Origin of the sequence: Chryseobacterium sp. B21-037 (genome assembly GCF_028570785.1) — a bacterium.
Classification (GTDB): Bacteria; Bacteroidota; Bacteroidia; order Flavobacteriales; family Weeksellaceae; genus Chryseobacterium; species Chryseobacterium proteolyticum.
Window position 1 is genome coordinate 2,852,569 of the sequence record NZ_JALGCB010000001.1, and the last position, 24,976, is coordinate 2,877,544.

General features: G+C 34.3%; 16 protein-coding genes. 5 read left to right on the top strand and 11 right to left on the bottom strand.

The features are described 5' to 3' along the window. Positions 1–5: 5 nt before the first annotated feature. The 5 genes from MTQ00_RS12620 to MTQ00_RS12640 form a co-directional block, all read right to left on the bottom strand. Positions 6–3,011 (bottom strand): SusC/RagA family TonB-linked outer membrane protein, encoded by a 3,006-nt coding sequence (locus MTQ00_RS12620; RefSeq protein ID WP_172280494.1) that lies wholly within the window; start codon positions 3,009–3,011, stop codon positions 6–8. Between the two features lie 523 nt (positions 3,012–3,534). Next, positions 3,535–4,965 (bottom strand): SusD/RagB family nutrient-binding outer membrane lipoprotein, encoded by a 1,431-nt coding sequence (locus MTQ00_RS12625; protein WP_273649455.1) that lies wholly within the window; start codon positions 4,963–4,965, stop codon positions 3,535–3,537. Positions 4,966–4,970: 5 nt separating this feature from the next. Next, entirely contained in the window at positions 4,971–8,003 is a 3,033-nt protein-coding gene (locus tag MTQ00_RS12630) for a SusC/RagA family TonB-linked outer membrane protein (protein ID WP_273649458.1), read from the bottom strand. Between the two features lie 482 nt (positions 8,004–8,485). Continuing rightward, complete coding sequence (locus tag MTQ00_RS12635) at positions 8,486–10,150, bottom strand: SusD/RagB family nutrient-binding outer membrane lipoprotein (RefSeq protein WP_273649460.1); 1,665 nt, start codon at positions 10,148–10,150, stop codon at positions 8,486–8,488. Positions 10,151–10,162: 12 nt separating this feature from the next. Then, positions 10,163–13,159 carry a SusC/RagA family TonB-linked outer membrane protein gene (locus tag MTQ00_RS12640; RefSeq protein WP_273649462.1) on the bottom strand — a complete coding sequence of 999 codons (2,997 nt, stop codon included), beginning with the start codon at positions 13,157–13,159 and terminating at the stop codon, positions 10,163–10,165. Between the two features lie 315 nt (positions 13,160–13,474). Between MTQ00_RS12640 and MTQ00_RS12645 the strand changes: the two genes are divergently transcribed. After that, positions 13,475–14,059 (top strand): ribonuclease HII, encoded by a 585-nt coding sequence (locus MTQ00_RS12645; RefSeq protein WP_273649464.1) that lies wholly within the window; start codon positions 13,475–13,477, stop codon positions 14,057–14,059. A 61-nt stretch (positions 14,060–14,120) separates the two neighbouring features. On the opposite strand, the gene yidC is transcribed toward MTQ00_RS12645, so the two are convergent. From yidC to MTQ00_RS12665, 4 genes are all read right to left on the bottom strand, one after another. Then, complete coding sequence (gene yidC, locus MTQ00_RS12650; RefSeq protein WP_273649466.1) at positions 14,121–15,920, bottom strand: membrane protein insertase YidC; 1,800 nt, start codon at positions 15,918–15,920, stop codon at positions 14,121–14,123. 193 nt (positions 15,921–16,113) lie between these two features. Further along, positions 16,114–17,721, bottom strand: a complete 1,608-nt coding sequence (locus tag MTQ00_RS12655) for a CTP synthase (protein WP_273649467.1) — start codon at positions 17,719–17,721, stop codon at positions 16,114–16,116. 127 nt (positions 17,722–17,848) lie between these two features. Continuing rightward, entirely contained in the window at positions 17,849–18,418 is a 570-nt protein-coding gene (locus MTQ00_RS12660; protein WP_273649469.1) for a YceI family protein, read from the bottom strand. Positions 18,419–18,479: 61 nt separating this feature from the next. Next, complete coding sequence (locus tag MTQ00_RS12665; protein WP_273649470.1) at positions 18,480–18,890, bottom strand: hypothetical protein; 411 nt, start codon at positions 18,888–18,890, stop codon at positions 18,480–18,482. 60 nt (positions 18,891–18,950) lie between these two features. On the opposite strand from MTQ00_RS12665, the gene radA reads away from it, so the two are divergent. The 3 genes from radA (at position 18,951) to MTQ00_RS12680 (ending at position 22,820) form a co-directional block, all read left to right on the top strand. Next, entirely contained in the window at positions 18,951–20,300 is a 1,350-nt protein-coding gene (gene radA, locus MTQ00_RS12670) for a DNA repair protein RadA (protein ID WP_172280513.1), read from the top strand. A 304-nt stretch (positions 20,301–20,604) separates the two neighbouring features. Then, on the top strand, positions 20,605–22,146 hold the full coding sequence (locus MTQ00_RS12675) for a zinc-dependent metalloprotease (protein WP_273649471.1): 1,542 nt from the start codon (positions 20,605–20,607) through the stop codon (positions 22,144–22,146). A gap of 80 nt (positions 22,147–22,226) precedes the next feature. Next, entirely contained in the window at positions 22,227–22,820 is a 594-nt protein-coding gene (locus MTQ00_RS12680; RefSeq protein ID WP_273649472.1) for an acyl carrier protein phosphodiesterase, read from the top strand. 357 nt (positions 22,821–23,177) lie between these two features. On the opposite strand, the gene MTQ00_RS12685 is transcribed toward MTQ00_RS12680, so the two are convergent. Next, positions 23,178–23,372, bottom strand: a complete 195-nt coding sequence (locus MTQ00_RS12685; RefSeq protein ID WP_273649473.1) for a hypothetical protein — start codon at positions 23,370–23,372, stop codon at positions 23,178–23,180. Between the two features lie 438 nt (positions 23,373–23,810). After that, a complete protein-coding gene (locus MTQ00_RS12690; protein ID WP_273649474.1) occupies positions 23,811–24,302 on the bottom strand; it encodes a DUF6702 family protein in 492 nt (163 codons plus the stop codon). A gap of 66 nt (positions 24,303–24,368) precedes the next feature. Here MTQ00_RS12690 and MTQ00_RS12695 point away from each other — a divergent pair, with 66 nt between their 5' ends. Then, entirely contained in the window at positions 24,369–24,947 is a 579-nt protein-coding gene (locus MTQ00_RS12695) for a HupE/UreJ family protein (protein ID WP_172280522.1), read from the top strand. The last annotated feature ends 29 nt before the right edge of the window (positions 24,948–24,976 follow it).

Here is a 24,976-nt window from a genome sequence, read left to right on the forward strand (position 1 = left end):
GTAATTTAGAATTTAAATGTTACATTAACACCAATATCTCTTGTTGTTGGCATCGAACCGATAGACCACCCATAAGAGTTAAGGCCTCCACCTACCATCGCCTCAGGATCAGCATATGGCAAATTCTTGTGAATAATCCACAAATTCCTTCCAACTATTGAAATTTTAGCATCATAGATTTTAGTCCCTGCTAACAGAGATTTAGGAAGCATATATCCGATGCTTGCTTCTCTTAGCTTGATGAAAGATCCATCATAAACAAAGGCGCTTGCCGGTTGTGTTTTATATCCCATAGATCCATTGTTATCAACCGGCGATAAAGCAATAGTATTTGGGCTGCCATCAGGAAGAACTCCCGGCAGAACAATAGGCTTATCCCTGTAATCTCCGACAGCTGTTTCTTTATAAAGACCTGAAGAAAGGCCGTAATACATATCCGTTGAAAATACATCACCTCCTTTTCGCATATCGATCAAGAAACTCAAGGAGAATCCTTTATAACTGAAGCTATTTCTAATTCCTCCAATCCAATCAGGTGTAGTGTTACCAATAATCTGATTAGGATTTTGTAAATATTTACCTGTTTTAGGATCAATAACTTTTTGTCCGTTTAAATATGTGTAATCAGCACCAACCAAGGTGCCCCAAGCTTCTCCTTCTCTTGCATTTAAAGAAACACCACCCTGGAAACTATTTACTAAAAGATTAGAAATTCCTGGATATATACTTACAACCTGGTTCTTATTTTTTGACCAGTTTGCATCAATATTCCATGTAAAATCTTTAGATTTTATTGGAACCAATCCTAGCTGTACTTCAACTCCACTATTATCAATTCTACCTGCATTGAATACTTTACCTAAATACCCAATAGCTGCCGATGTAGGAAGTGGTGAAAGAATCTGATTTATAGTTCTTGTTTTATAGTAAGCAAAGTCAAGCGTTATTCTATCCTTTAAAAAATGAGCTTCTGTTCCGATCTCAAATTCTTTAGCTCTTTGAGGTTGTAAATTAAGAAAAGGCTGATTGATAATCGGATTATATATTCCTATTCCAGATAAGATTCCAGAGGCTCTATAATTATTAACTAATTGATAAGGATCTGCCGTACCTCCTACCTCTGCGTAGTTTGCTCTTAATTTCCAAAAGTTCATCCAGTTTTTCGTATTAAGAATTTCCGACATGATTAAAGAGCCGGTTACTGAAGGGTAATTATATACATTATTACCAGCTAATAATGTTGAACTCTGATCTATTCTCCATGTTGCATCCACGTAGAATTTTTTATAAAAATCAAATGAAGCAGTAACGTATCCTGAATTAGTTTGTGTGGTATATTCAGTTTCATCTGATGCTAATGGTGATTTTTTGGAATTTGATAATGCATAGATCCCAGCAACGATTAATCCTCCCTCTGTTGAAGCATACACAGAATTATAGTAATTTCTTCGAATATTTCCACCCACAACCCCGGAAACATTAATATTATCAGTTATATCAAATTTATAATTTACCATTAAATCATAATTGGTCTCTGTTCTTAGCACATCACGTCTCGCGTAACCTGAACCAATAGAATTATTTGATTGCCCGAAAGCCTGTGGTAAAGATCCAACAGCTAATCTATTCTCTGCTAAAAGATTTGATCTGTCATATGAAACCTTTCCAGTAATAGAAATATTATCTAATAAATCATAATTTAACTGTGCGTAAGTAAAGTTTCTATATCTTTTATCTGATGTATAATTTTGATAGGCCTGGAAATATGGGTTATTCCAATATGCAGGTCGTCCATCAGCGGCTGATTTTCTACTCCAGGTAACATTTCCATAATTATTTGCAGCACTGGCAACACTAGGATCAACATTTGCAAAATAAGCCCTTTCTAGATCGGTCACATCTACGTTAGTTTGCCACCATTGTCTGAAACCTGTTGCTGTATTATTTGAATATCCTGTAATACTTCTACCTTTAGTATCCTGCAAAGTCATTGTAGAATAAAAAGTGGAATGCAATTTTGGAGTCAGATCGTAATTAATTTTTAGGGAAAGATTATTTTTGTTGAGATGAGAGTTAGGCATTAACCCATCGGACATCATATTTTCGTAGGTAAAGCTTATGTTTTTCCCCTTTTGTCCTTTTTCCAGTGTTACGCTATTAATGTATGTGGCAGGGTTCTCGAAAAATTTAATAGGTCCATTTTTTGCAGCCACCCATGGTGTCGCTTTTTTATAGTTAGGAGAAGTTGGATCAAAAGAATCCCATTGGTAAACCATTAGATTAGGGTCAAATTTTGGCCCCCATGATGCATCAGCTCCATAATTAGCATTATTAAGACCATCTGCTGCCTGCGATCCAAACTTTTGAGAATAACCTGCTCCATATCTTGTCTGATATTCAGGGAAGGTGGATTTATCAATAAATCCTACTTGTATAGCAGATGAAAGTGTAATTCCCCAAGACCCATCATCCTTTCCTTTTCCATTTTTGGTTGTGATAACAATAACCCCATTTAATCCTCTTTCTCCATATAATGCGGACGCTGCTGCTCCTTTTAATACATTAATCGATTCGATGTCATCCTGATTGATATCAGAAAGAGCATTACCATAATCAATATTTTTTTCCTGAGTATTGGAGTTATTAACAGGCGATCCGTCAATAACAATTAACGGGTTACCTCCTCCTAATGTTTTCATCCCTCTGATAAGCAGGTTGGAGGACCCTCCAAAATTATTATTGGTAGTAACGTTAAGACCAGCTACTTTTCCAGATAGCTGAGCTGCAATATTACCCGTATTTGTAGTACCATCGGAGAGTGCACTCGCTTTAATCTCCTGGGAAGCATACCCCAAAGACTTTTTCTCTCTCTTAATACCCAAGGCAGTCACAACGACTCCCTCAATGTCCTGGGTCTTTACCGTATCATTCTTCTTCTTTTGCTGAGCGTTTATAACAGCTAGGGATGAAGATAACACCAGTATAAGGATACCCGTAGTTACTTTCTTCATATCAAATTATTTTTAGCGTTACAAATTTGTAAAACTTTTTCTACAACACAAAAGAAATAGACGAAAAAGTAACGATTAGACAAAAATTAACAAAAATTAATGAATAGAAAAATGCCAAATATGTTAAAAACATGCATTTTAACAAAATATAGATAATTATAACATGTATTAATTACAAAAATAGAATCAGTCTATTAAAAAGCCATACTAAATCATTAATTGGTGATATTTATGTATGAAAAAATTCAAAATAAATACACAAACAACTGTATATCATATATTTAAGAAAGAACAAAAAATAAACACTAATCTTTATAAGCTATATATTAAGTACTCATTATGAAGTAATCAAACGATAATTATTATGCATTACATAATTTATTTTTCTCCCTATAACCTTAAATAATTCATCATTCTCTGAAATTTAGAATAAAAAAAACATTATAGTTTAAATCAGATCAGATGATTTGTAAAAAAAATAGCCGGAATAAATTCCAGCTATTTATCTATTGCATTTCTTAGTTTAAAATTTATCCCAGAAAAGTTTTGTTGTAAGCCTGTCACCGCCAATTGCAGCACTTGCTGCAGCGTAGTTCGTACCATTGGTTGTCGCCTCTGCAGCCGGATACTGAAGTCTTACCGGTACTTTTCCATTAGCATTTGGAATTGCAGTTGCAGGCGCAATCAACTGTGGATAATCTAATCTTCTATAGAAATTCCACGAAGTTACTGCCTGATTATACATAGCTACCCACGCCTGCTCACCAATAGACTTCTTCCAGTTGGACGCATCATAAGGATGAGCAGCTATATATGCAGCTGCGTCAGCACCCACACCCCATTCAGTAAAGGAAGCAGTGATTGCTTCACCATATAAAGTAGCAGGATTTCCTCCTATACCCCATCTTGCAGCAGCTTCAGCGAGATAGAAGGCAACCTCTGTATAGCTTAAAATAACACCAGGAGTAGTTGCAGTATAGGCAAATTCACCAGCATTCGAGAATTCAGAAAACTCACCAGGTGCCCCAATAACCTGACCTACATAATTACCATCAACATCAGTATAGTACTTAGCAATTCTCGCATCATTAGAATTATTCATATAATCTACCAACGTTTTACCTGCAATAAAGTCATCTCTTGAGCCTGTTTCTTGAAACATAGGGTTCTCATTTGGAGATGCTGCTAAATATTGAAATTTACAATCATCCAGAGAAGAAGCCAGTACTCCACCAGTAATCGCCTTGTTAACTGTTGATTGAGCCAAGGCAGGATTAACATCAGCAAGAGCAATTCCCAACTTTAAAAGCAGCGAATTTCCAAACTTTTTCCATTGCGCGTTATTCCCTTTATAAAAGATATCTCCGGAAGCAAACGAACTCCCTCCAACAACTAAATTACTTAAATCACTTTCTAATTTACTTATCAGAGAAGAATAAATATCAGATGCTTTATCATATTTAGGAAGAGGATATACATCAATATTTAAAGCTTGCGTATAAGGAATATCTCCGTAAGTATCAACCAATACCTGATAAGTATAGATCTTCATCATATCCACTATAGCTAGTTGATTTGTTTTTTTTGCAGGCCAGGTAGACAATTCCGAAGGTGGTGGTACATATGCTTTAATTATCTGCTCTGCCTGGTCTAAATTTTTCAAAACATTTACATAGTTATCAGTCCAGACATTATTGGATACATTCCGATTGGTAAAATCATAATTACTTTCATTCACATAAATCGTTTCCTGCCAATATTGCATCGTCAATCTGAAATTATTCTCATTTACACTTGGCGTATTCATGTAATCACTAAGTTCTTTTTGTGCAAAAGTAACTAAAGACTCCTGAGTCGTATTATAAGCTGCATGTGGATCCAAATTTACATCATCTCCCGTTGTACATCCTACAAATAAAAGAGCTAATATTGGTGTTATTATATATTTTTTCATATTCTTTAAAAATTAACTTTTACATTAAACGAAATGTTTCTTGTTGCTGGCATAGGACCAGATTGATACCCTTGAATATTACCTGAAGACAGCCCTGCTTCCGGATCTGAATATGGTAAATTCTTATGCATAATCCATAGATTATTCCCAATTAAACTCACTGACATTCCCTGTATAAATTTAGAATTGAAAAAATCTTTATCAAATCTATAGGTGATAGAAACCTCTCTTAATTTTATAAAGCTGGCATCATAAACAAAAGCAGCTCCCGGAAGATCTGTTCCCAGTACCTGGCTTGATTGTGATTTATCCAATCTTATTGTATTTGGAATATAGCTACCTGGGTTATTAGGATCTTGCATTACACCTGGTAGTATGACCCCTCCACCATTTGCTAAAGTATTTCGAATTGGATTTCCAAGATCATTTATTCCTACAGAATCAGGATAAACACCTGTTCCATATCCATAGAACTGATCTAATGAATATACCTTACCTCCTTTTTTCCAATCAATTAAAAAACTTAATGAAAAGTTCTTATAGCTAATTGTATTATTCAAACCTGCAGTCCACTTAGCCTGAAAACTTCCCTGATTATATGTCGGCGTATCCGTAACTAAATAAGCTCCATTTGCACCAACAATTGGTTGTCCATTCGAATCTCTCACATAATCAGAAGTCCAGATTGAGCCATAATCTCCATTTAAAGGAGCATTAATACTTACACCGCCCTGTGATCTACCCATCGTTATATTTTCAATTCCCGGGCTAAGAGCCGTAACTTTTGTCCATGGATTTGACCAGTTTAAATTAAGATCCCATGAAAAATTACTTGTTTTAATTGGTGTTGCATTAATGGATACTTCAAAACCTTTTGTCGTTAATTCTCCTGCATTTTGAGTTTTAGCAATAGCTCCGTTTGCAAAAGATACTGGTAAAGGTAAAATTTGATCGAAGGCTTTATTACGGAACCAGGCAACATCAAAGCCTAGACGGTTTTTAAACATTCTTGCCTCAATTCCGAATTCTATATTTTTCAAACTCTGAGACCTCAATTCAAAATTTCTTAACGTTGTATTGTATGCATAAACAGGAATATCTCCATAAGAAGGCTGGCTGAAATATCTATTCAACAGTTGATCAGCTTGAGTATCTGAACCCACTTCAGCATAAGCAGCTCGAATCTTACCAAAGTTAAGCCATTTAGCATTGATAAGATTAGAAAATACAACACTGGCAGATAATGATGGATACCAGTACACTGCATCATTTTCAGGCAATGCCGTAGACTGATCTCTCCTGTATGTCCCTTCTAAATAATAGGTATTTTTATAACCTAATGAAATCTGAGCAAAAGCACCATAAACATATTTGGAAACATCTGAAATCAATGGTCTAACTGGGGAAGATGCTGAATTGGCGATTGTATAAATACCTGGAATGTATAATCCTCCTGAGGTCGATTGTTGATTTGAATATACTTTCTGAACATTAATATTTCCTCCTAACAACGCATTAATATTGAAATCATCGGTAATATTCTTTTTATAGGTACCAATGAAATCATAATTTGTTTCAGAAAATTTATATTGACTTGTGGCATAACCTGAAGGTTGATCAACAGTCCCATTGAGTCCAAAATCATTTCCAATATAAGACCCTACAGCTTTCCTATCTTCCGTTATCATTGTATAACCATCTCTTCCCATACGGAACAGTAAATTGATGTCCTTTGTAACATCATAATTTAAACTAAAATTTCCAGCAAACCTATCTCTTGAATCATTCTGATAATTCTGGTATCGCTGAAAATAAGGGTTATCCCAAAAAGCCGGAGTTAAGTCCGTAATACTTTTCATGTTCCAAGTATAATTTTTATACGATCCCATATAGAGATTTCGCAAATCATTTATATCAACATTTGTTGGCCACCACTGTCTAAAATTGGTCATAATATTATCATTATACCCCGTAGTATTACGCCCAACTGTCTTTTGAGTTACATAATTTGCATAAAAATTTGCCGTTAGCTTATCTGTGAGTTTGTATGATGCATTTCCACTAAAGTTATTTTTTATCAGTGAGCTATTAGGCATAATATCTGTGGCATCAGTATTTGCATAACTCAATCGGTAAGTTGCTTTTTCGTCACCTCCACTAAAGGAAAGGGTATTTACATAATTGGTTCCGGTATTAAAAAATTTAATAGGACCATTTTTTGCGATTTGCCAAGGGGTTCTTTGTCCTTCAGTTGGAGAACCTGGTATAAATGCACCATATTGCCAAACCATGGAACCATCATATGCTGATCCGTAAGAAGCATCATTTCCGAAAACAACCCTTGGACTTCCCTGATATAAAGCACTGCTAAAACTGTTACCTGTATAACCTTGCCCATACTGTGTTTGGTATTTAGGGAAAGTAGATCTGTCAACCGTTGACATAGTAATGGAACTTGAGAACTCCATTCCTATACCTTCCTTATTTTTCTTTCCTCTTTTAGTTGTGATAATAATAGCTCCATTTTGGGCCCTGGAACCATAAAGAGCAGTCGCTGCAGCTCCTTTAAGGACATTTAAAGTTTCTATATCATTTGGATTAATATCCGCAACTGAGCTTCCGTAATCATACCCACCGCCACCAGTCGCCTGATTGGCAGTGTTTATATTTTTATTTAAGATAGGAACCCCGTCTACAACGAAAAGAGCCTGATTATCACCTAAGAGCGATTTATAACCTCTTGTAACAACGTTTATAGACCCCCCAAAGTTTGTACTCTGTTTGATTTCCAGACCTGCTACTTTACCCGATAAGTTGTTTAGGAAGTTGGTGGTAGGATTTTTATTTACAGCATCTCCTTTTACTTCTTGAGTTGCATAACCGAGAGATTTCTTTTCTCTTTTGATACCGAGGGCTGTCACTACAACACCTTCAATATCTTGCGTTCTTACAGTGTCACTTTTCTTTTGCTGAGCATTGGCAACAGCTATAGATGAGGACAATACCATAATCAGAACACCTGATGTTATTTTCTTCATATTAAATTGATTTTTGTGATAATACAAATTTGTAAAACTTTCTTAACAACACAAAAGAAAATAGTAAAAAATTAACAATACTTCAATAATCAATAAAAATAAACATCATTAAATAGTTAATTTTTGTTAAAAATTAACTATTTAATAAAAACCACTTAACCAATAGCTCAAATAATTATTGAAATACAACAAGTCTACAAAAACACTATACTAAATCAATAAAAAGTGATATAAATGGAATAAAAACACAAGAAATACAAAATAACTATTTAATAAACAAATACTTATAAAACAATTAGAAAAAATAAAAAAAGAGTAATACAATTTAAAAGATAGAAAAATAAGCAATCATACAGATCCAATGATTTGCATAATAATATTTTTTTTCAATTAATTTATTAATATTAGCATAAATTATGAAAATAATAAACTAAAAAAACCGCCAAAAGGCGGTTTTAAATATATCAAAAAATGTTCTTAAATTAATTTTGATTCCAGAATGGAGTATATTGATTCTTAACAAATACTTGTGCACTTGTAATATTTGGTACATGCGCGGAGTTTGCAGCATATTCAGAGAATGGATATACTAATCTGTAAGGCTTGTTAGGGTACTGTGCTGTTGTTGCCATTGGCGTGTACGGATATCCTGTTCTATTGTATTCAATAAACATTTCTGTAGGATTAATATTCGTTAAAGCAATCCATTTTTGCGTCATAATAGCCTCCAACTTCTGAGCATCACTACCCATCCACCCAAGTCCTGGCCTTGTACTAATGCCAGTTAAATAAGTTGCCATCTGACTAGTATTTGCTCCTAACCAGTTTGCATTTGATGTAATTGCATCAGTAAATTTAGCTTGACCTACTATTCCAGTAAAAATGGTAGGCCAACGAAGAGCTGCTTCAGCTTGCAGTAAATCACTCTCTGCTTTGGAAAAGAGTACTCCCCCTCTCGCATTATTATTAGTAAGTATCGTAAGCCAAGAAGTTGTAGCAGCAGAAGTAAAGTTACCTACTCCTAATTTAGAAGTATTAACATTATTAACTGGCACACCCGGTTGCCCAGGTATATTCCCTTGTCTAATCCCTTTTAAACCAACAAAAGGATTCCCATTTGCGTCAACAGAATTTACATTCGTAAACAATCTACTTCTTCTAGGATCTTTAAGCCCCGTAAACTTTGCATAATCACTGCTATTCAAAATAACATTTCCTTCTAATGCATTTGCCATATGCTCGGAGACAACTATAAAACTATAGTTCTGTACTGATGTATTTGCCGAAGTCCTAGCCCACGTAAGAACATAAGGATTCATTTGATCATCATTTCCAGAAGAGTATCCAGGATTAACAGTCACTTCCGATTCAATAAATCCACCATGCTGATCCGGATTCGAAGGCGAAGTTCTAGCAGCAAGCGCTTGCAATTTCTGGTTTCTATAAGTCTGCAAATCTCCCGTAACTTTAGACATCCTAATCAAAAGCCTCAGCATTACTGTATTAGAAAATCCTTTCCATTTATCCATATCTCCTTTAAAAACTATATCAGGAGCAGTTATTGGCAAAGCATCTGGATGCGCCGCATCCAGCAGAGCATTAGCTTCTTCTAGTTTAGAAATTAAGCTTTTGTAGATATCTACATCATTATCATACACTGGCGAGGTATTTACCTGTCCTTTGAAAGCCTCACTATAAGGAGCATCTCCATACAAATCTACAATATACTGCATATAGTATGCCTTCATAATTTTAGCAACAGCAATATAATTATCTTGTTTATGATCAGGATTTGCAAATTTTTCCATCTGGTCGAAATTAGCAATCCTAGGATACAATCCCCAGATTCCAGTATAAAAAGTATTATCTACACTATTAAGATTAAATTCTCTCTGAAAAGGACTGGTGAAAGTATAAGCATTTCCAGCCCAGCTGTTCATCATTAAATTACCAAACTGCACCATTGTACCAGCCTGAGTTCTATAAGCAGTACTAATAGCACCTGGAAGCATAAGTTCCGGAGTAATATCTTCCGCTTGAATTGCATTCGGATTGTCATTGACATCCAAATAATCATTGGAACAAGAGGTTGCTGTAAGACCTAATGCTGCAACTAAAAGTATTGTTAAAAATTTATTATTCTTCATGTTATTCAAAAATTAAAAAGTTACATTTAGGTTAAAACCAAAATTTCTTATACTAGGATACTGTCCATTAAGAGCAATACCAGCTGCATTTCCAGAAGTTGAAGCCGTTTCAGGATCTGAATAATTTCTGTTATCCTTAGCATAAATGAAGAAAGGATTTCTTGCATAAACACCAATTGATAGCGAATTAACAAATGTGTTGCTTAAGATTGATTTTGGAAGGTCATAACTTAAGGCAATTTCTCTTACTTTTAATGCCGTCCCATCAACAACAAATTCTTCCCCAACAGACCTGTATGGCCCAGTGAAATACGCATTTACACCAGTATATGAAGGATCATTACCTACCGGCGTTGTATTAGGAACATACTGCCCATTCACTAACTGAACAGAATTCGGAACCACATACCCTTTTGATCTGTCAAAATCAGCAGTTTTCTCCGATGAACCCATACTTCCTAATAATGACTTATTGAAAGCAACAAAGCTATTCCCAGTTCTATAATCAGCCACCGCACTCAAGGTTATTCCTTTAAATTTGAATGAAGTACTAAATCCTAAAATATAATCCGGATTTACTTTACCTAATACTTCAAAAGTAGAAGTCGCCAAAGGAGTACCGTTTGCATTTACTATAATATTTCCATTAGGATCTCTTTGATATTTAGTTCCCTTAATTACCGGGAAATTTTCTCCTTTAACAGCAAAAATACCCACACCAGGCGTTCCATAGGTTGATAATGCTACTTCATCAGCACCATCAGCCAATCCTAAGATCTTAGTTTCATAAGTAGTATAAGACCCTCTTACTTTCCATTCAAAATCTTTCGTTTTGAATGGCGTAAATCCTAAATCCAATTCAAACCCCTGGTTTCTGCTATTCCCAATATTATCTTGGAATGCTACAATACCAGAAGCTAGAGAGGTAGTAATTGTTGTAATCAAGTTATCTGTATCATTTCTATATACGGAGCCATCAAAGGTAATACGATCATTAAATAATCCTAAGGACAATGACGCCTCTTTAGATTTAAGGAATTCAGGCTGAATCCCTTGATTATATAAAGTTGTAGCTGGTAGATAAGATGATAAACTATTAAAAGGATATCCAGTCGGGAAAACCCCAACACGATCCAATCCATAAACAGGCACAGTTCCCGCGTTACCCACTTTACTATAAGATAAACTCACTTTAGCATAATTCAACACCTTTCCTTTAATGGAGGCAAACGCTTTAGTAGGAATGAATGATGCACCGAAAGAATAGTATGGGTAACCTTTATTACTAAAGCCCAATTTCTCTTTGTTAGGACCTACCGGATTTTGACTTAAAACAGAGTTTTTCTCATATCTGAAAGTAGAGTTGAAATATAAGAAATCTTTGTAGCCCAAATCCAAGTTAGCAAACCAAGCATAAGATCTTTGCTGGTTCTTACTATTATCAAGGTTATAAAATTTATCCGGCTGTAGTACATTATTAATATGATACCAACCTGGTACCTGCAAATTCTTACCCCCAACAGAAGTTATTGAAGAAGAAGTATCCTGAATATTATGCCCAACATTAAATTTCAAGTTCAGATCATCAGTAAGGTCATAATTAAAATTAGCCATCAAATCTCCATAATATCTAAAGCTAGATGCAACGCTTTTATAATATTCAGAAACAACCGGCTCCGGACCATAATCTGTAGGATGGGTTCCGTCGATAGGAGTTCCAGTTCCGTCATATAATCTATCGTATGCGAAATCATTTAAATGACTTTCCGTTACAGTAGACCCCATTACCGCAGTCCCAGCATAAGTAAAGGATACATGATCATTTAATTTATATTCTAAATTAATCAAACCAGAAAATGTTCTGTCTTTTGTATCCGTTCTATCATTTTCAATTGTCCAATATGGATTAGTTGCATATATTGTATAACTGGCATCCGGTAAAGCATTTTTAAATTGCCTTACGTCTACATTGGTAGGAGTTTGTATTAACTGACCATATAAACCCGAGGAAGTTGTTGATGTTTTCAAGTCCAGGTAATTGATATTACCATCAATTCTAAATTTACCAAGCTGCTTACCTGCTTTAAAAATAAAATTATTTCTTTTCAAATTATCACGCTCAACTACGAAGTCATTTTCCGCTCTGTTTAATGACAAGAAAGCATAAGAATCAGCTCCACCAGCTGTAACCGATAGTCCATTCTGGATCAGTACACCTGTTTTAAAAAACTTGCCAATATGATTATTCTTTGGACTAAAAGTCTCAGTCTTCCAAACATTATTAGCATCAGGCATACCCACTATTAAAGTCTGACCTCCTAATGCTGATGAATAAGCAGGCCCCCAGTTAGAGTTCTCATAAGGAGTCCAGTTTGTTCCCCCAAAATCAGTAGTGTCAAATGTATCACCAGGATACCCTTGTCCATATTGCTTTTGGTAAATAGGCAGTTTAAAAACAGAAGAAAAGTCTATTGAGTTAGTAAGACTAAATTGAAGTTTTTCTGATCTACTTCCTTTCTTGGTAGTAACAACAATTACCCCATTACTTCCTTTTTCACCATAAAGAGCTGCTCCTTGCATCCCTTTGATAATATTCATATTATCAATGATTTCAGGAGGTAAATTTTGCAATATCCCTAATGTAGAAATTACACCATCTATAACAACTAATGCCTGGTTATTTCCAGAAATTGATCTAGGCCCTCTTAAAACAACTCTAGTAGTTGAGTTTACCGAATTATTCGTTGTATTAATTTGTAAACCAGATACTTTACCTGTGAGAGATTGCACTGCATTCGGGTTATTCGCCTGTGTAATCTCCGCATTATTTACAACCTGATTAGCAGATGTAATCGCATCCTGTCTTTTCTTTAATCCAAGAGCTCCGGTCACAACGACTTCCCGTATGTCCTGAGTTCTTATAGTGTCAGTCTGCTTTTTTTGCGCGTTCACGACCATAAAAGAGGAAGTAAGAACTATAGCCAAAACACTTGTAGTTAATTTCTTCATATTTAAACTGATTATTTTTTTTATTAAATGCAAATATGTAAAACTTTCTTAAAATAACCAAATAAATTGTTAAAAAGATTTAAAATAATAAATGATCAAATACACATATGAATTATATTTAAAGATTTAATAAAATTAAGCTAAATTTAACATAAATCACTAATTCGTGTTATTTTTTAAATATGATAAAAATTTTATAACTCAACTAGAAATATTAAATAAATAAGATAAATATACTGCCATTTACACATATTGCCCCAAAATATATTTTTCTTTATTTTTACAAAATATTATAGTGTTTTATATATTATTTTAATGGATTTATTACAAAGTTGGTCAGAGAGTTACATAGAAGCAGGATGTGATGAAGTTGGAAGGGGGTGCTTGTCAGGGCCTGTGGTTGCTGCAGCTGTCATCTTAGACCACAGCTTCAAACAAAGCTTAGTAAATGATTCTAAAAAATTGAATTTTAAAACCAGAATGGATCTGGATAATTATATAAAAGATAATGTTAAAGATTATGCTATCGCAGAATTACCTCCAGCATTCATTGACTTACACAACATTCTTAATGCCAGCATCCATGCAATGCATCTGGCATTAGATAAATTAACAACAAGACCGGAACTAATTCTGGTGGACGGAAACAAGTTCCATCCTTATAATTATATTCCACATCAGTGCATCATTAAAGGAGATTCTAAAATCCTTTCAATTGCTGCAGCTTCTATCTTAGCTAAAAATTACAGAGACCAGCTGATGATTAAATTACATGATGAGTTTCCCGAATACGGATGGGATACTAATTTTGGATATGCTACTAAAAAACATCAGGACGCACTTATAAAATTTGGCCCCACAGTACACCACAGGCAATCTTTCAGACTTAAATATGATTAAAGAGGTGCAATAAAAAAGAGGTGCAAATAATTTGCACCTCTTTTTTATTATCATGATAAGATTATTTCTTCTTATTTCTCTGTTGTTCCTGAGCTCTTTGTTGTTCCTGAGCCTTCTCCATCATCTCCCGCATTCTTTTCTGGAATTTACCTTCAGTTTTTGGTTTTTCCTTATTCGCCTGGATCTGGGCATGAATTTTCTTTTCATCCAGGATCACATATTTAATAACAAGGATAATCAAGATGTTAATTGCATTGGATACAAAGTAATACCATGAAAGACCAGATGCAGAAGTATTCAGGAAAAATAAAAATGTAATTGGGAAAATGTACATTAATACTTTCATATTTGGCATTCCCTCCTGTTGAGGTTGCTGGATATTTCCTGATGTCATGATAGTATAGATTAAAATTACCACCGTACACGCTAAAGCAAAAACACTCAAATGATCTCCCAGGAAAGGAACTTTAAATGGTAATCTGATTAAATCATCATAAGCGGTCAAATCTTTTGCAAACCAGAAACCTTTTCCTCTTAAATCAATAAAGTTCGGGAAGAAACGGAATAATGCATAGAAAATAGGAATCTGTACCAACGCCGGCAAACAACCCGCCATTTGATTAACACCAGCCTTTCTGTAAATTTCCATTGTAGCTTGTTGCTTCTTCATCGGATCCGCATCCTTTAACTTCGCATTAGCCTCATCAATTTCAGGACGAATTACCCTCATCATAGCACTCAATTTATGTTGCTTGTACATAATTGGCGATAGGATAAGTTTAACAATGATCGTCATAAAGAAGATCACCCAGCCTGCTGTTAATCCCCAAGATGCAATAATATTATACATTGGCATGAAGAAATAGCGGTTCATCCCACCGATAAATGACCAACCCAAAGGTAATATCTCATCAAAGTTTTTATCATATGATTTTAATAACGGTAAATCTAATGGCATAAAATACCATGTAAAATCCTGATTCAATTCACTCCCTGTCATCTGAACAAATCCTTCATAGTTGAATTTCTTCAAATATTCACCCTCTTCTATTGATTCCTGATTTCCTTTACTTTGTGTAAATCCGTTTTTAGCTTCAATCACAGAAGAGAAGAATTGCTGTTTTACACCAACCCAGTTAAGAGTTTCTTTCTCTTCTTCCATGGTCGTTCTTCCATCATAATCATAGCTCTTATAGTTATTAAATGCATAAGAAAATTCTGAGTGGGATTGTTCCTGAGCTCTACCTTTTTCTAAATTTCTCACATTATAATTCCAAAGAAAATCAGCCTTGGTATCAGAAGTTACTGAAGCCAACCCCTGAGTTCTTACTTTAAAGTCTAATGTATATTTAGGAAGTAATGTATAAATAAACTGAATAACAGCACCATTGTAATTAGCTGTCATCGTTACAGCATTTCCATTCACTGTCGGAGAGAAAACCAGGTCTTTCGTATTAATAACCTTACCCGTTTTATCCTTAAACTGAAAACCGTAGTTTGAGTTATTCTTATTGATTAAATAAAGAGGGAGATCAGCCTGATCACTTTTGTGATCATACGCTTTGTATTTTAAAAGTTCTACTTTAGAAACTTGCCCTCCCAAGCTGGAAAATTCCAATTTCAATTCATTATTTCCTAAAGTAGAAACCTGAATAGCGTTAGGAGTTACATTTGGATTGATATTACTTGCCTGAGTTTGTTTTACGGCAGTTTTTACCTGTTCAGTTTTTTGTTGCTGAGCTTTCAACTGTTCCTCTTTCTGCTGTTTATTCTGAAAATAAAACATGAATCCGAAGAGAACCAAACATAAAACCGCAAAACTAATCATTTGACTTTTATCGAGTCCGTTGTTCTGTTGCATTTTGATTTTATTAAAATTATTTTTTCATAATCCACCGTAAAATTCAACATTAAATTCCACCCTGGATTTCGAGCTGACAAAAATACTGATTTTTTATCAAAACTCTATCTTTTACTCTATTACAATATGATAAACTCAGGCTGATAATAATCAACCTGAGTTTAAATATGACGTTTAATCGATATAAATTCCTTTATTTCTTCTCACATGCTTTAATAAAAGCTCTGAATAACGGATGCGGTGTTGCAACCGTACTCTTATATTCAGGATGATACTGCACTCCTACATAGAACGGATGATCATTAAGCTCAAGAGCTTCAACCAGTCCGGTTTCAGGATTAGTACCTGTTGCAAAGAATCCGTTTTTTTCAAATTCTTGTAAATAATCACTGTTGAATTCATAACGGTGACGGTGTCTTTCAGCTATATTCTTACTTCCATAGATATTGGAAAGTTTAGAGTTATTCTTCACAGAACACTTCCAAGAACCAAGACGCATCGTTCCTCCTTTATCAACAACATTCTTTTGCTCTTCCATTAAAGAAATCACAGGATGCTCTGTAGCAGTATCAAATTCCATAGAATTTGCTTTAGAATACCCTAAAATATTTCGTGCAAATTCAATAGTCATAATCTGCATTCCTAAACAAATTCCCAACATAGGAATTTTATTTTCTCTTGCATATTGAGCTGTCAATACTTTACCTTCAATACCTCTGTCTCCAAAACCAGGAGCAATAAGAATTCCATTAACTCCTTTTAAAGTTTCTTTGATATTTTCCTGGGTGATATCCCCACTATAAACCCATCTCACTTTTACTTCCGTCTCAAGATCTGCTCCGGCATGCTTAAATGCTTCAGCGATAGAAATGTAAGAATCCTGAAGAGAAACATATTTACCTACTAAAGCAATTTCAACAGTCTTTTTTGGATTCTGGAATTTCTTAAGGAAACTCTTCCAATCTTTAAGATCCGCTTCTTTATCACTCTTAAGATCCAATTCTTTTAGAACTACATCATCAAAGTTCTGTTTCTGAAGGTACATAGGGACTTCATAAATAGTTTCCAAATCTTTGCACTCAATTACATTATCCAAAGGAACATTACAGAACTGAGCTAATTTAGCTCTCTGATCTTTTGGTATTTTATGCTCTGTTCTGCAAACCAAAACATCTGCCATAATTCCGCTTTCCATCAATTGACGTACGGAATGCTGAGATGGTTTTGTCTTTAATTCTCCACTGGAAGCCAGATATGGCAACAGGGTTAAGTGAATTACCATAGAATTCTTTTCTCCCAATTCCCATTTTAGCTGACGTACAGTTTCAATGTATGGCAAAGATTCGATATCCCCTACAGTTCCTCCGATTTCAGTAATAATGATATCGTAGTTCTGCTTGGATAAAATTTTAATCCTACGTTTGATTTCGTTAGTGATATGAGGAATTACCTGAACTGTTTTTCCTAAAAAGTCGCCTTTTCTTTCTTTTTCAATTACAGTCTGGTAGATTTTTCCTGTAGTAACGTTGTTGTTTTGAGAAGTGGGAGCATCTAAGTATCGCTCGTAATGACCTAAATCCAGATCCGTCTCCGCACCATCTTCGGTTACATAGCATTCTCCGTGTTCATAAGGATTCAAAGTTCCTGGGTCAATATTAATATAAGGATCTAGTTTTTGGATCGTTACATTAAAACCGCGTGATTTCAGCAATAGTCCCAGAGAAGCAGAAACAATTCCTTTTCCCAAAGATGAAGTTACACCTCCTGTCACAAAGATGTATTTAGTATTCTTTTTACTCATTAGATTAGGTTTGTGCAAAGTTATGGGAAAAAGAAATACGAGGCAATTTATTTGCTAAGAAATAAAAAAAAGGTTCCTCAAAATTACTTGAGAAACCTGTAACCAAACCAAATTATATTTAAAAAAATTATTGCTTTATTAATTCAAAATACAAATTAACATCTACATCCTTTGCAACACCCGCTCCTGTTGGATCATATTTAATATTATAATCTAAACGGTTTACTGTAAATTTTGTTTGAAAGCCTAAAATTTCTTTCCCTTGCTGATTTTTTGTTACACCACCATACGTTACCGGAATGCTGATTTCTTTTGTCACATCTTTAATGGTAAGTTTTCCTTTAAGGATGTAGGTATTATTTTTATCTTTCGTAATAGATCCGCTTTCGAATGTCATGGTCGGAAATTTCTCTGCATCGAAGAAGTCTGCACTTTTCAAATGCTTATCTCTCATTTCAACGCCTGTGTTTACCGATCCGGTTACCACATTAAAATTGAAGGTTGCCTTATCCAGATCTTTCCCTGAAGAAACCACTGTACCATCGAATTTATCAAATCTTCCTTGCACAAAACTAATCCCCATATGCTTGATATTGAAGTTAACTGAAGAATGCATAGGATCTACTTTCCAGGTTGATTGTGCAAAGCCTGCGATGCTTAAAAAAGCAAACATAAAAGCTAATAGTATCTTTTTCATTGTAATATATTTTATTTTTTACCCATCAAAGATAAAGTGATAAACCCATTCATCTCTTGACCTATGATAATTTTTTCTTTGATTTTATTTTCACATACATAAAATGAATAGCAATAACAATCAGAAAAACGACAACTGCATTCATATACAAAAGTACATTCAGAAGTTTCGCGTTTGTTTTTTCAGAAAAATAAGTGAAAGGATTAGTTCCTGATATCATCAGCATAAAAAGATAGAGTACTTCAAATAAAATAGCAATCCTAACCACCGATTGATATGTGCTTTTAAATAGGATAACCGTTACAAGTCCCACTCCGCTGCTTATTATACACCCAATAAGAACAGCCAACGAAAGCATTCCAAAATCACCGCCGGGTAAATGCAAATATCCTACGAGCCAATCTGCAAGCCATGTAGTAAGGATTGTCATTATAAAGAATATAACCACGCTTTTTATTAAAATATTTTTCATACTAGAAAATTAACCAAAAATTCAGAAGTAAAATTCAAAAAAAATTTTGAACTTCGCAGTATGGCAAAACTTAAAACAGCATATTTCTGTCAAAACTGCGGAACCCAATACTCACAATGGATGGGTCAATGCAAAAACTGCGGGCAATGGAATACATTAGTTGAAGAGGTCGTGGAAAAGGTATCCAGCAGAAGTCTTCCTTCCTCGAAAACAAAGCAACACGTCATTAATATCATTGAAGTTGAAGCAATTGAAGAACCCAGGATTAAAACACCCTCCGAGGAGCTCAACCGGGTAATGGGAGGTGGAATTGTTTTAGGTTCTGTTACTTTGATCGGAGGAGAGCCGGGAATCGGAAAATCGACATTGCTTTTACAGCTGGCATTAAAAATGAAGAAGAAAATATTTTATGTTTCAGGAGAAGAAAGCGCCTCACAGATTAAAATGAGAGCAGACCGGTTATCTGAAGTTCAAAACCCAAATTGCTTCCTTTACACCGAAACTTCACTGGAAAAAATATTACATGAAGCCAAAAAATTAGAGCCTGATTTTATCATTATCGACTCCATTCAAACTTTACAGTCCCAATTGATAGAAAGCTCACCGGGAACCGTTTCCCAAATCAGAGAATGTTCGAATGAGATCATTAAATATGCTAAAGAGAACAATACTCCAGTTTTTCTGGTAGGTCATATTACTAAAGACGGACAGATTGCCGGTCCAAAGGTTTTGGAACATATGGTAGATGTAGTTTTAAATTTCGATGGGGATAGAAATCATCTTTTCAGATTATTACGGGCTAATAAAAACCGTTTTGGCTCCACCTCGGAAATTGGAATCTATGAAATGATTTCCCAGGGTTTAAAAGAGATCAAAAATCCATCTGAAATTTTAATTACAAAAAAATTCGAGGAGCTTTCCGGAAACTCCGTAGCTGTAACGCTTGAGGGAAATCGCCCTATGTTATTGGAGATTCAGGCACTGGTAAGCACGGCTGTTTATGGAACACCTCAGAGGAGTTCTACCGGATTTGATGCTAAAAGATTGAATATGTTGCTTGCCGTATTGGAGAAGAGAGCCGGATTTCAGCTTGGTGCTAAAGACGTTTTTCTCAACATTACAGGAGGAATAAAGACAGATGACCCGGCCCTTGATCTCGCTGTAGTAGCCTCTATCCTTTCATCTAATGAAGACATTGCAATATCCGAACATTTTTGTTTTGCCGGGGAAATCGGACTTAGCGGCGAAATCAGACCTGTTGCTCAAATTGAACAACGCATCTCGGAAGCTGAAAAATTGGGATATGAAAAGATCTTTGTCTCCAACCTCAACAAAATACCTAAAAGAAAATTCGGGATTAAAATTGAGGAAGTCAGTAAAATTGAAGATTTCCATGAACGAATCTTTTAATTAAAAGACAGTCCTAAAACATCCTTATTTAAATTTACCAAGAAAACGTACTAGTTTCCAATTTATCGCCAAAATCCAGGCAGGGATTAAATAAACATCATCACTCTTTATCAATATGAATATTCGATAGAGAGTGATGATGTTATTAAAAACAATCTTCAACCGTGGTTTCTTAGATCAATTTAATAGCAACAAAGCGCTGAAATTAAATATTTCGCAGAAATTTCTATCATCCATTGAAAAAAAATCACCACATGTTGATATTTTATATATATTTGTATATCACCATACTAAATCACATAAAATGAAAACAAAATTCACTATTTTCGTGTTGTTTTGCGCCGGCATGCTATTTGGGCAAAACAAAATTTTTCAAACAGCTATTAATGAGAATAATTTAAAAAGTAACCAAAAAGTAAGCAGGGAGCTATCCTCTTCTTATTTAGTTACAAAATACTATTCCCAAGCTCCCTTTAATTTAAAATCCGATTTACAAATCAACCTCCCGACCGGTAAAGAGATCACAGCCAAATTCAGCCGTTCTTTAACGTACAGCAATAAGAGTGAATCTTATATTTACACTATTGAAAATGATCCCAAAGCCGAACTTGTACTTTCACAATATGATCGCGTGGTAACAGGAATGTACGCTTCAGGCACAGGTGAAAAAGTAATATTCCACCAAACTGATGCAAACGTTTTTGCATTATCCGAAGTGAGCGATTCGACAATCCTCAATCAGGACTCGATTGATGATTATGTAATGGACAAAAACGAAAACTTTAATAAAGCAAATTCCAACGTTTGCTTATCAACAACCCCTGTATGCTCTGCTACCAGAGTAGATGTGATGGTAGTTTTCACTACCGCAGCAAAAAACGCATGGGGCGGGCTTTCACAGAGTAATTCGTTTGTAGCAACTGCTATCACCAATTTCAATACTGCATTAACCAATTCCGGGGTTTCCAATGTCACCATTAATCTTGTATACTCAGGAGAGATCAGCTACACTGAATCCGGAAGTTTGAGTACGGATCTTCCAAGGCTCAGAAATAATAATGATGGGTATATGGATGATGTACATACACTAAGAACCACCTATGGAGCGGATCTATGCGCTTTAGTTACCTCAACACCAACTAACACTTGCGGCTTAGGCTATGTAAATACAAGTTCTACCAACTACAGCAGTAATTCAGGGTTTTGTGTAAGCCTATACAATTGTGCTGTATCCAACTACTCACTTGCCCACGAACTTGGACACAATATGGGATTAAGACATGACTGGTACGTAGACACCAGCACCACACCATGTGATCATCATCATGGATACACCAATAAAAAAGCAATAGATCTTGGAACTTCGAGCACTTCTTCTCAAAGATGGAGAACTATAATGGCTTATAATGATGAATGTTCCTCTAAAGGATTCAACTGCACCAGAATCAACAGGTGGGCAAATCCGGACATTAACTACAATAGTGATCCTACGGGGGTAGCAATAGGAAACACCAAGCCGGCTAATGAAGCTTTTGGATTTGCACGTTTCGCTTGTGTCGTTTCTAATTTTATGCCTGAAACACAATCTTTCCTCGCCACAAAGGAAGCTATTCATGAAACACAAGAGTTCTTACTATATCCTAATCCTGCTCATTATATGATTCAGATTTCAGGAAACAGAACCGGCAAGTATTCTTTTAAAGTATACAATTCTGCAGGCCAAAACGTAATATCAACTACGGAAACTACCATCCACCTCAAAGGATTAACTTCCGGAGAGTACTTCCTAAGTATTTATGATGACAAAAATTCTTTGATAGAAAGTAAAAAGTTTATTGTTAGATAATTTCTTTTAAATAGTTAGTTTATAAACCTTCAAATACCTTAACTTTATTTGAAGGTTTTATTTTTATAACCTGATATCCTATGAATTATTTAGCACATTCTTTTCTCTCTTTTACAGATCAGCAAATTGTCGGACAGTTTCTCGAAGATTTCATCAGAAACAAAGAGCGGTTCTCATTTCCAAAAGAAATTCAGGATGGGATTACCTTACACCGAGCTATCGATACCTTTACAGACTCCCATCCGGCTATTCATGAAGCTAAAAAAATATTCAGCCCTTTGGTTAGACTATATGCAGGAGCATTTGTAGATGTATCTATGGATCATTTTCTGGCTAATGACTTTACTCTTAACTCACTGCAAGGCTGGAAAAACCATTCCCTCCGGGTTTACAAGGCTCTTAATGAAAATCAAGAATGGCTTCCTGAAAATTTTAAGAGAATGTTAGTAAAGATGGAAACAGAAGATTGGCTATATAATTACAGAGAAGATTGGGGAATAAAATTCAGCATTCAAAATGTTCTTAATAAAGCACAATATCTGGAGAAAGATATTCCTGTATTCGAAGCATTTTTAAAAAATAAAGATCTTCTTCAGGAATGTTACAATAATTTTTTTCCGGATTTGCTTGAGCACACAAGAGGAATCAATACCCTATTACAAATAGACAAATAACGCTTAAAATAAAAAAGCACTTACGTGAGTAAGCGCTTAATAATCTTCTGTATTTCGCTAAAAATAATTTGATATGAAGATTATATTTTAATTAGTCAATTTTATTGCCAAAATGTTACAAACAAACATTTGTTAGTTACAAAATAAAAACATTTATCCCATTTATGCAAAGAAAAACTAATATTGAAATCCATACAAAAAAGCACTTACCATTAAGATAAGCGCTATATATATGTCGAATTTGTGTTGTTAGAATTTTTTGTGCCTGATCCTATCCGGAGTTTGTGGGAACTATTTCTCCAAATAGCAATAAAATAAAAATATAATGTTCTGTTTTACTATTTCCAATTTTTATAATTACGTTGAATCCATCGATAGCCCAATTGTGTCATTTGGAGGATTACCTATTTTCAGAATCCGGGTTAAATAATCTTTTGCTTCATCTGCATAAAAAACACCTGATGTCTTTATTGTATTAACCCCTACTTGTTCTTTAATTAAAGTACATGCGGGATAAAAATGCAAGAAAAAATTACTTTCTTTATTTTCCATATGCAATATTGTTATTTCTAACAACTAAGAATTAATACAATTTTTAAAACTTCTTTAAATCCAATGCAAAATATATAATATATATAATTTTATAAAAAATTAACATATCTAAACCCTATCAAATATAAAAAAATTATTTAATAAACACACATAAAGATCAAATATTAAAAAATATTAATAATATTAATTAGTCACTATTAATAGATTTAACAAAATATAGAAAATCCTTAATTTGCAAATATTTAAGACCTTTAAATATCTAAAATAAATGTTAAAAAAAATAAAAATCCTTTATTTTAATATTTCTCAAATATATAAATTTAATATTTATCACGCAATGGTGTATTAATTTTCATCAAAAAAGAATATTATTAGAAAAAATACACATGTACAATTACATATACACTTGAAAGCGTATTAAATACATCATTGGAACTGTTAATACAGATATCGATTGGGATAGGATAATTTTTCACTTTTCCTTTTCCCATTCAAAATAATATGGACAATGTTGATCTGATCATCAAACAGATTATACAAAAAACTAACTGCAGCTTCAACTTTCTTAGGCATATTAACAGATTCCGTTTCCAAAAAAATATTCACAGACTCATTATCCTCTTCATATCCCAGATAATTTACCCTTAAGAACTTACCGTCGGACTTTAGTTTCAGATATTCTGCACTATAATTTTTTAAAGCGTCATCTAACTGAACCTTATAATTCGGATCATTAAAGTGGAAAGACTTGTTGTATTTTTTACCTAGGGCATTTTCCAGATCATCCAGAAAAAAACGCCCGGTAACCTCGAATGTCTTTGATTTTGTATTATAATTGATTTCAACGGAACCTACATGATAGGGATGCTTTATAATAGTAAAAGAATACAAAAAAACAAGAGGAATAAACAGTATCCACAAACCTTTCATAAAAACAGACTTAATTATTTTTCGAAATTAATCATTATTTTCGTACGTTTTACAGTACATTATATCATGCAGGACTTTTTATTCTATTTAAAACTTGGTTGGGAACATATCATTTCTTTAGATGCGCTTGATCACCAACTTTTTGTTTTAGCTTTAATTGCGGTTTATTCTTATAAGGATCTCAAGAAAATTCTAATCCTGGTGACAGCATTCACAATAGGTCATTCCATAACATTAGCATTAAGTATCCTTGATATAGTAAGAGTGCCTTCAAATTGGGTAGAGTTTTTAATTCCGCTAACAATAGTCCTTACAGCATTAGGTAATATTATTATGAAGAATAAAAAGCAGGCCCTGGACAAAACAAATTATTACCTGGCTTTATTTTTCGGACTTATTCACGGAATGGGATTTGCCAATACTGCAAGAGTGATGATTGCAAAAAGCCAGAGTATTGCGATTCCTCTTTTAGGATTTAATATTGGTTTGGAAGTAGGACAGATTGTAATTGTTTGTGCTATTTTAATCTTGCTGTTTATTGCATTAACATTATTCAAAATTAATAGAAAAGATTGGATACTCTTTATATCGTCCGGTGTTTTTGCCCTGGCATTAAAAATGACAATAGAAAGAATTCCATTTTAAGACTTATTGATTGATATTTTTTCAAGTAG

Coding starts and splice junctions, on each gene's coding strand:
- MTQ00_RS12640 (WP_273649462.1), bottom strand. CDS start 13,159: ATGAAGAAATTAACTACAAGTGTTTTGGCTATAGTTCTTACTTCCTCT.
- MTQ00_RS12665 (WP_273649470.1), bottom strand. CDS start 18,890: ATGAAAAATATTTTAATAAAAAGCGTGGTTATATTCTTTATAATGACA.
- MTQ00_RS12675 (WP_273649471.1), top strand. CDS start 20,605: ATGAAAACAAAATTCACTATTTTCGTGTTGTTTTGCGCCGGCATGCTA.
- MTQ00_RS12695 (WP_172280522.1), top strand. CDS start 24,369: ATGCAGGACTTTTTATTCTATTTAAAACTTGGTTGGGAACATATCATT.
- MTQ00_RS12645 (WP_273649464.1), top strand. CDS start 13,475: ATGGATTTATTACAAAGTTGGTCAGAGAGTTACATAGAAGCAGGATGT.
- yidC (WP_273649466.1), bottom strand. CDS start 15,920: ATGCAACAGAACAACGGACTCGATAAAAGTCAAATGATTAGTTTTGCG.
- MTQ00_RS12630 (WP_273649458.1), bottom strand. CDS start 8,003: ATGAAGAAAATAACATCAGGTGTTCTGATTATGGTATTGTCCTCATCT.
- MTQ00_RS12680 (WP_273649472.1), top strand. CDS start 22,227: ATGAATTATTTAGCACATTCTTTTCTCTCTTTTACAGATCAGCAAATT.
- radA (WP_172280513.1), top strand. CDS start 18,951: ATGGCAAAACTTAAAACAGCATATTTCTGTCAAAACTGCGGAACCCAA.
- MTQ00_RS12635 (WP_273649460.1), bottom strand. CDS start 10,150: ATGAAGAATAATAAATTTTTAACAATACTTTTAGTTGCAGCATTAGGT.
- MTQ00_RS12660 (WP_273649469.1), bottom strand. CDS start 18,418: ATGAAAAAGATACTATTAGCTTTTATGTTTGCTTTTTTAAGCATCGCA.
- MTQ00_RS12685 (WP_273649473.1), bottom strand. CDS start 23,372: ATGGAAAATAAAGAAAGTAATTTTTTCTTGCATTTTTATCCCGCATGT.
- MTQ00_RS12655 (WP_273649467.1), bottom strand. CDS start 17,721: ATGAGTAAAAAGAATACTAAATACATCTTTGTGACAGGAGGTGTAACT.
- MTQ00_RS12620 (WP_172280494.1), bottom strand. CDS start 3,011: ATGAAGAAAGTAACTACGGGTATCCTTATACTGGTGTTATCTTCATCC.
- MTQ00_RS12625 (WP_273649455.1), bottom strand. CDS start 4,965: ATGAAAAAATATATAATAACACCAATATTAGCTCTTTTATTTGTAGGA.
- MTQ00_RS12690 (WP_273649474.1), bottom strand. CDS start 24,302: ATGAAAGGTTTGTGGATACTGTTTATTCCTCTTGTTTTTTTGTATTCT.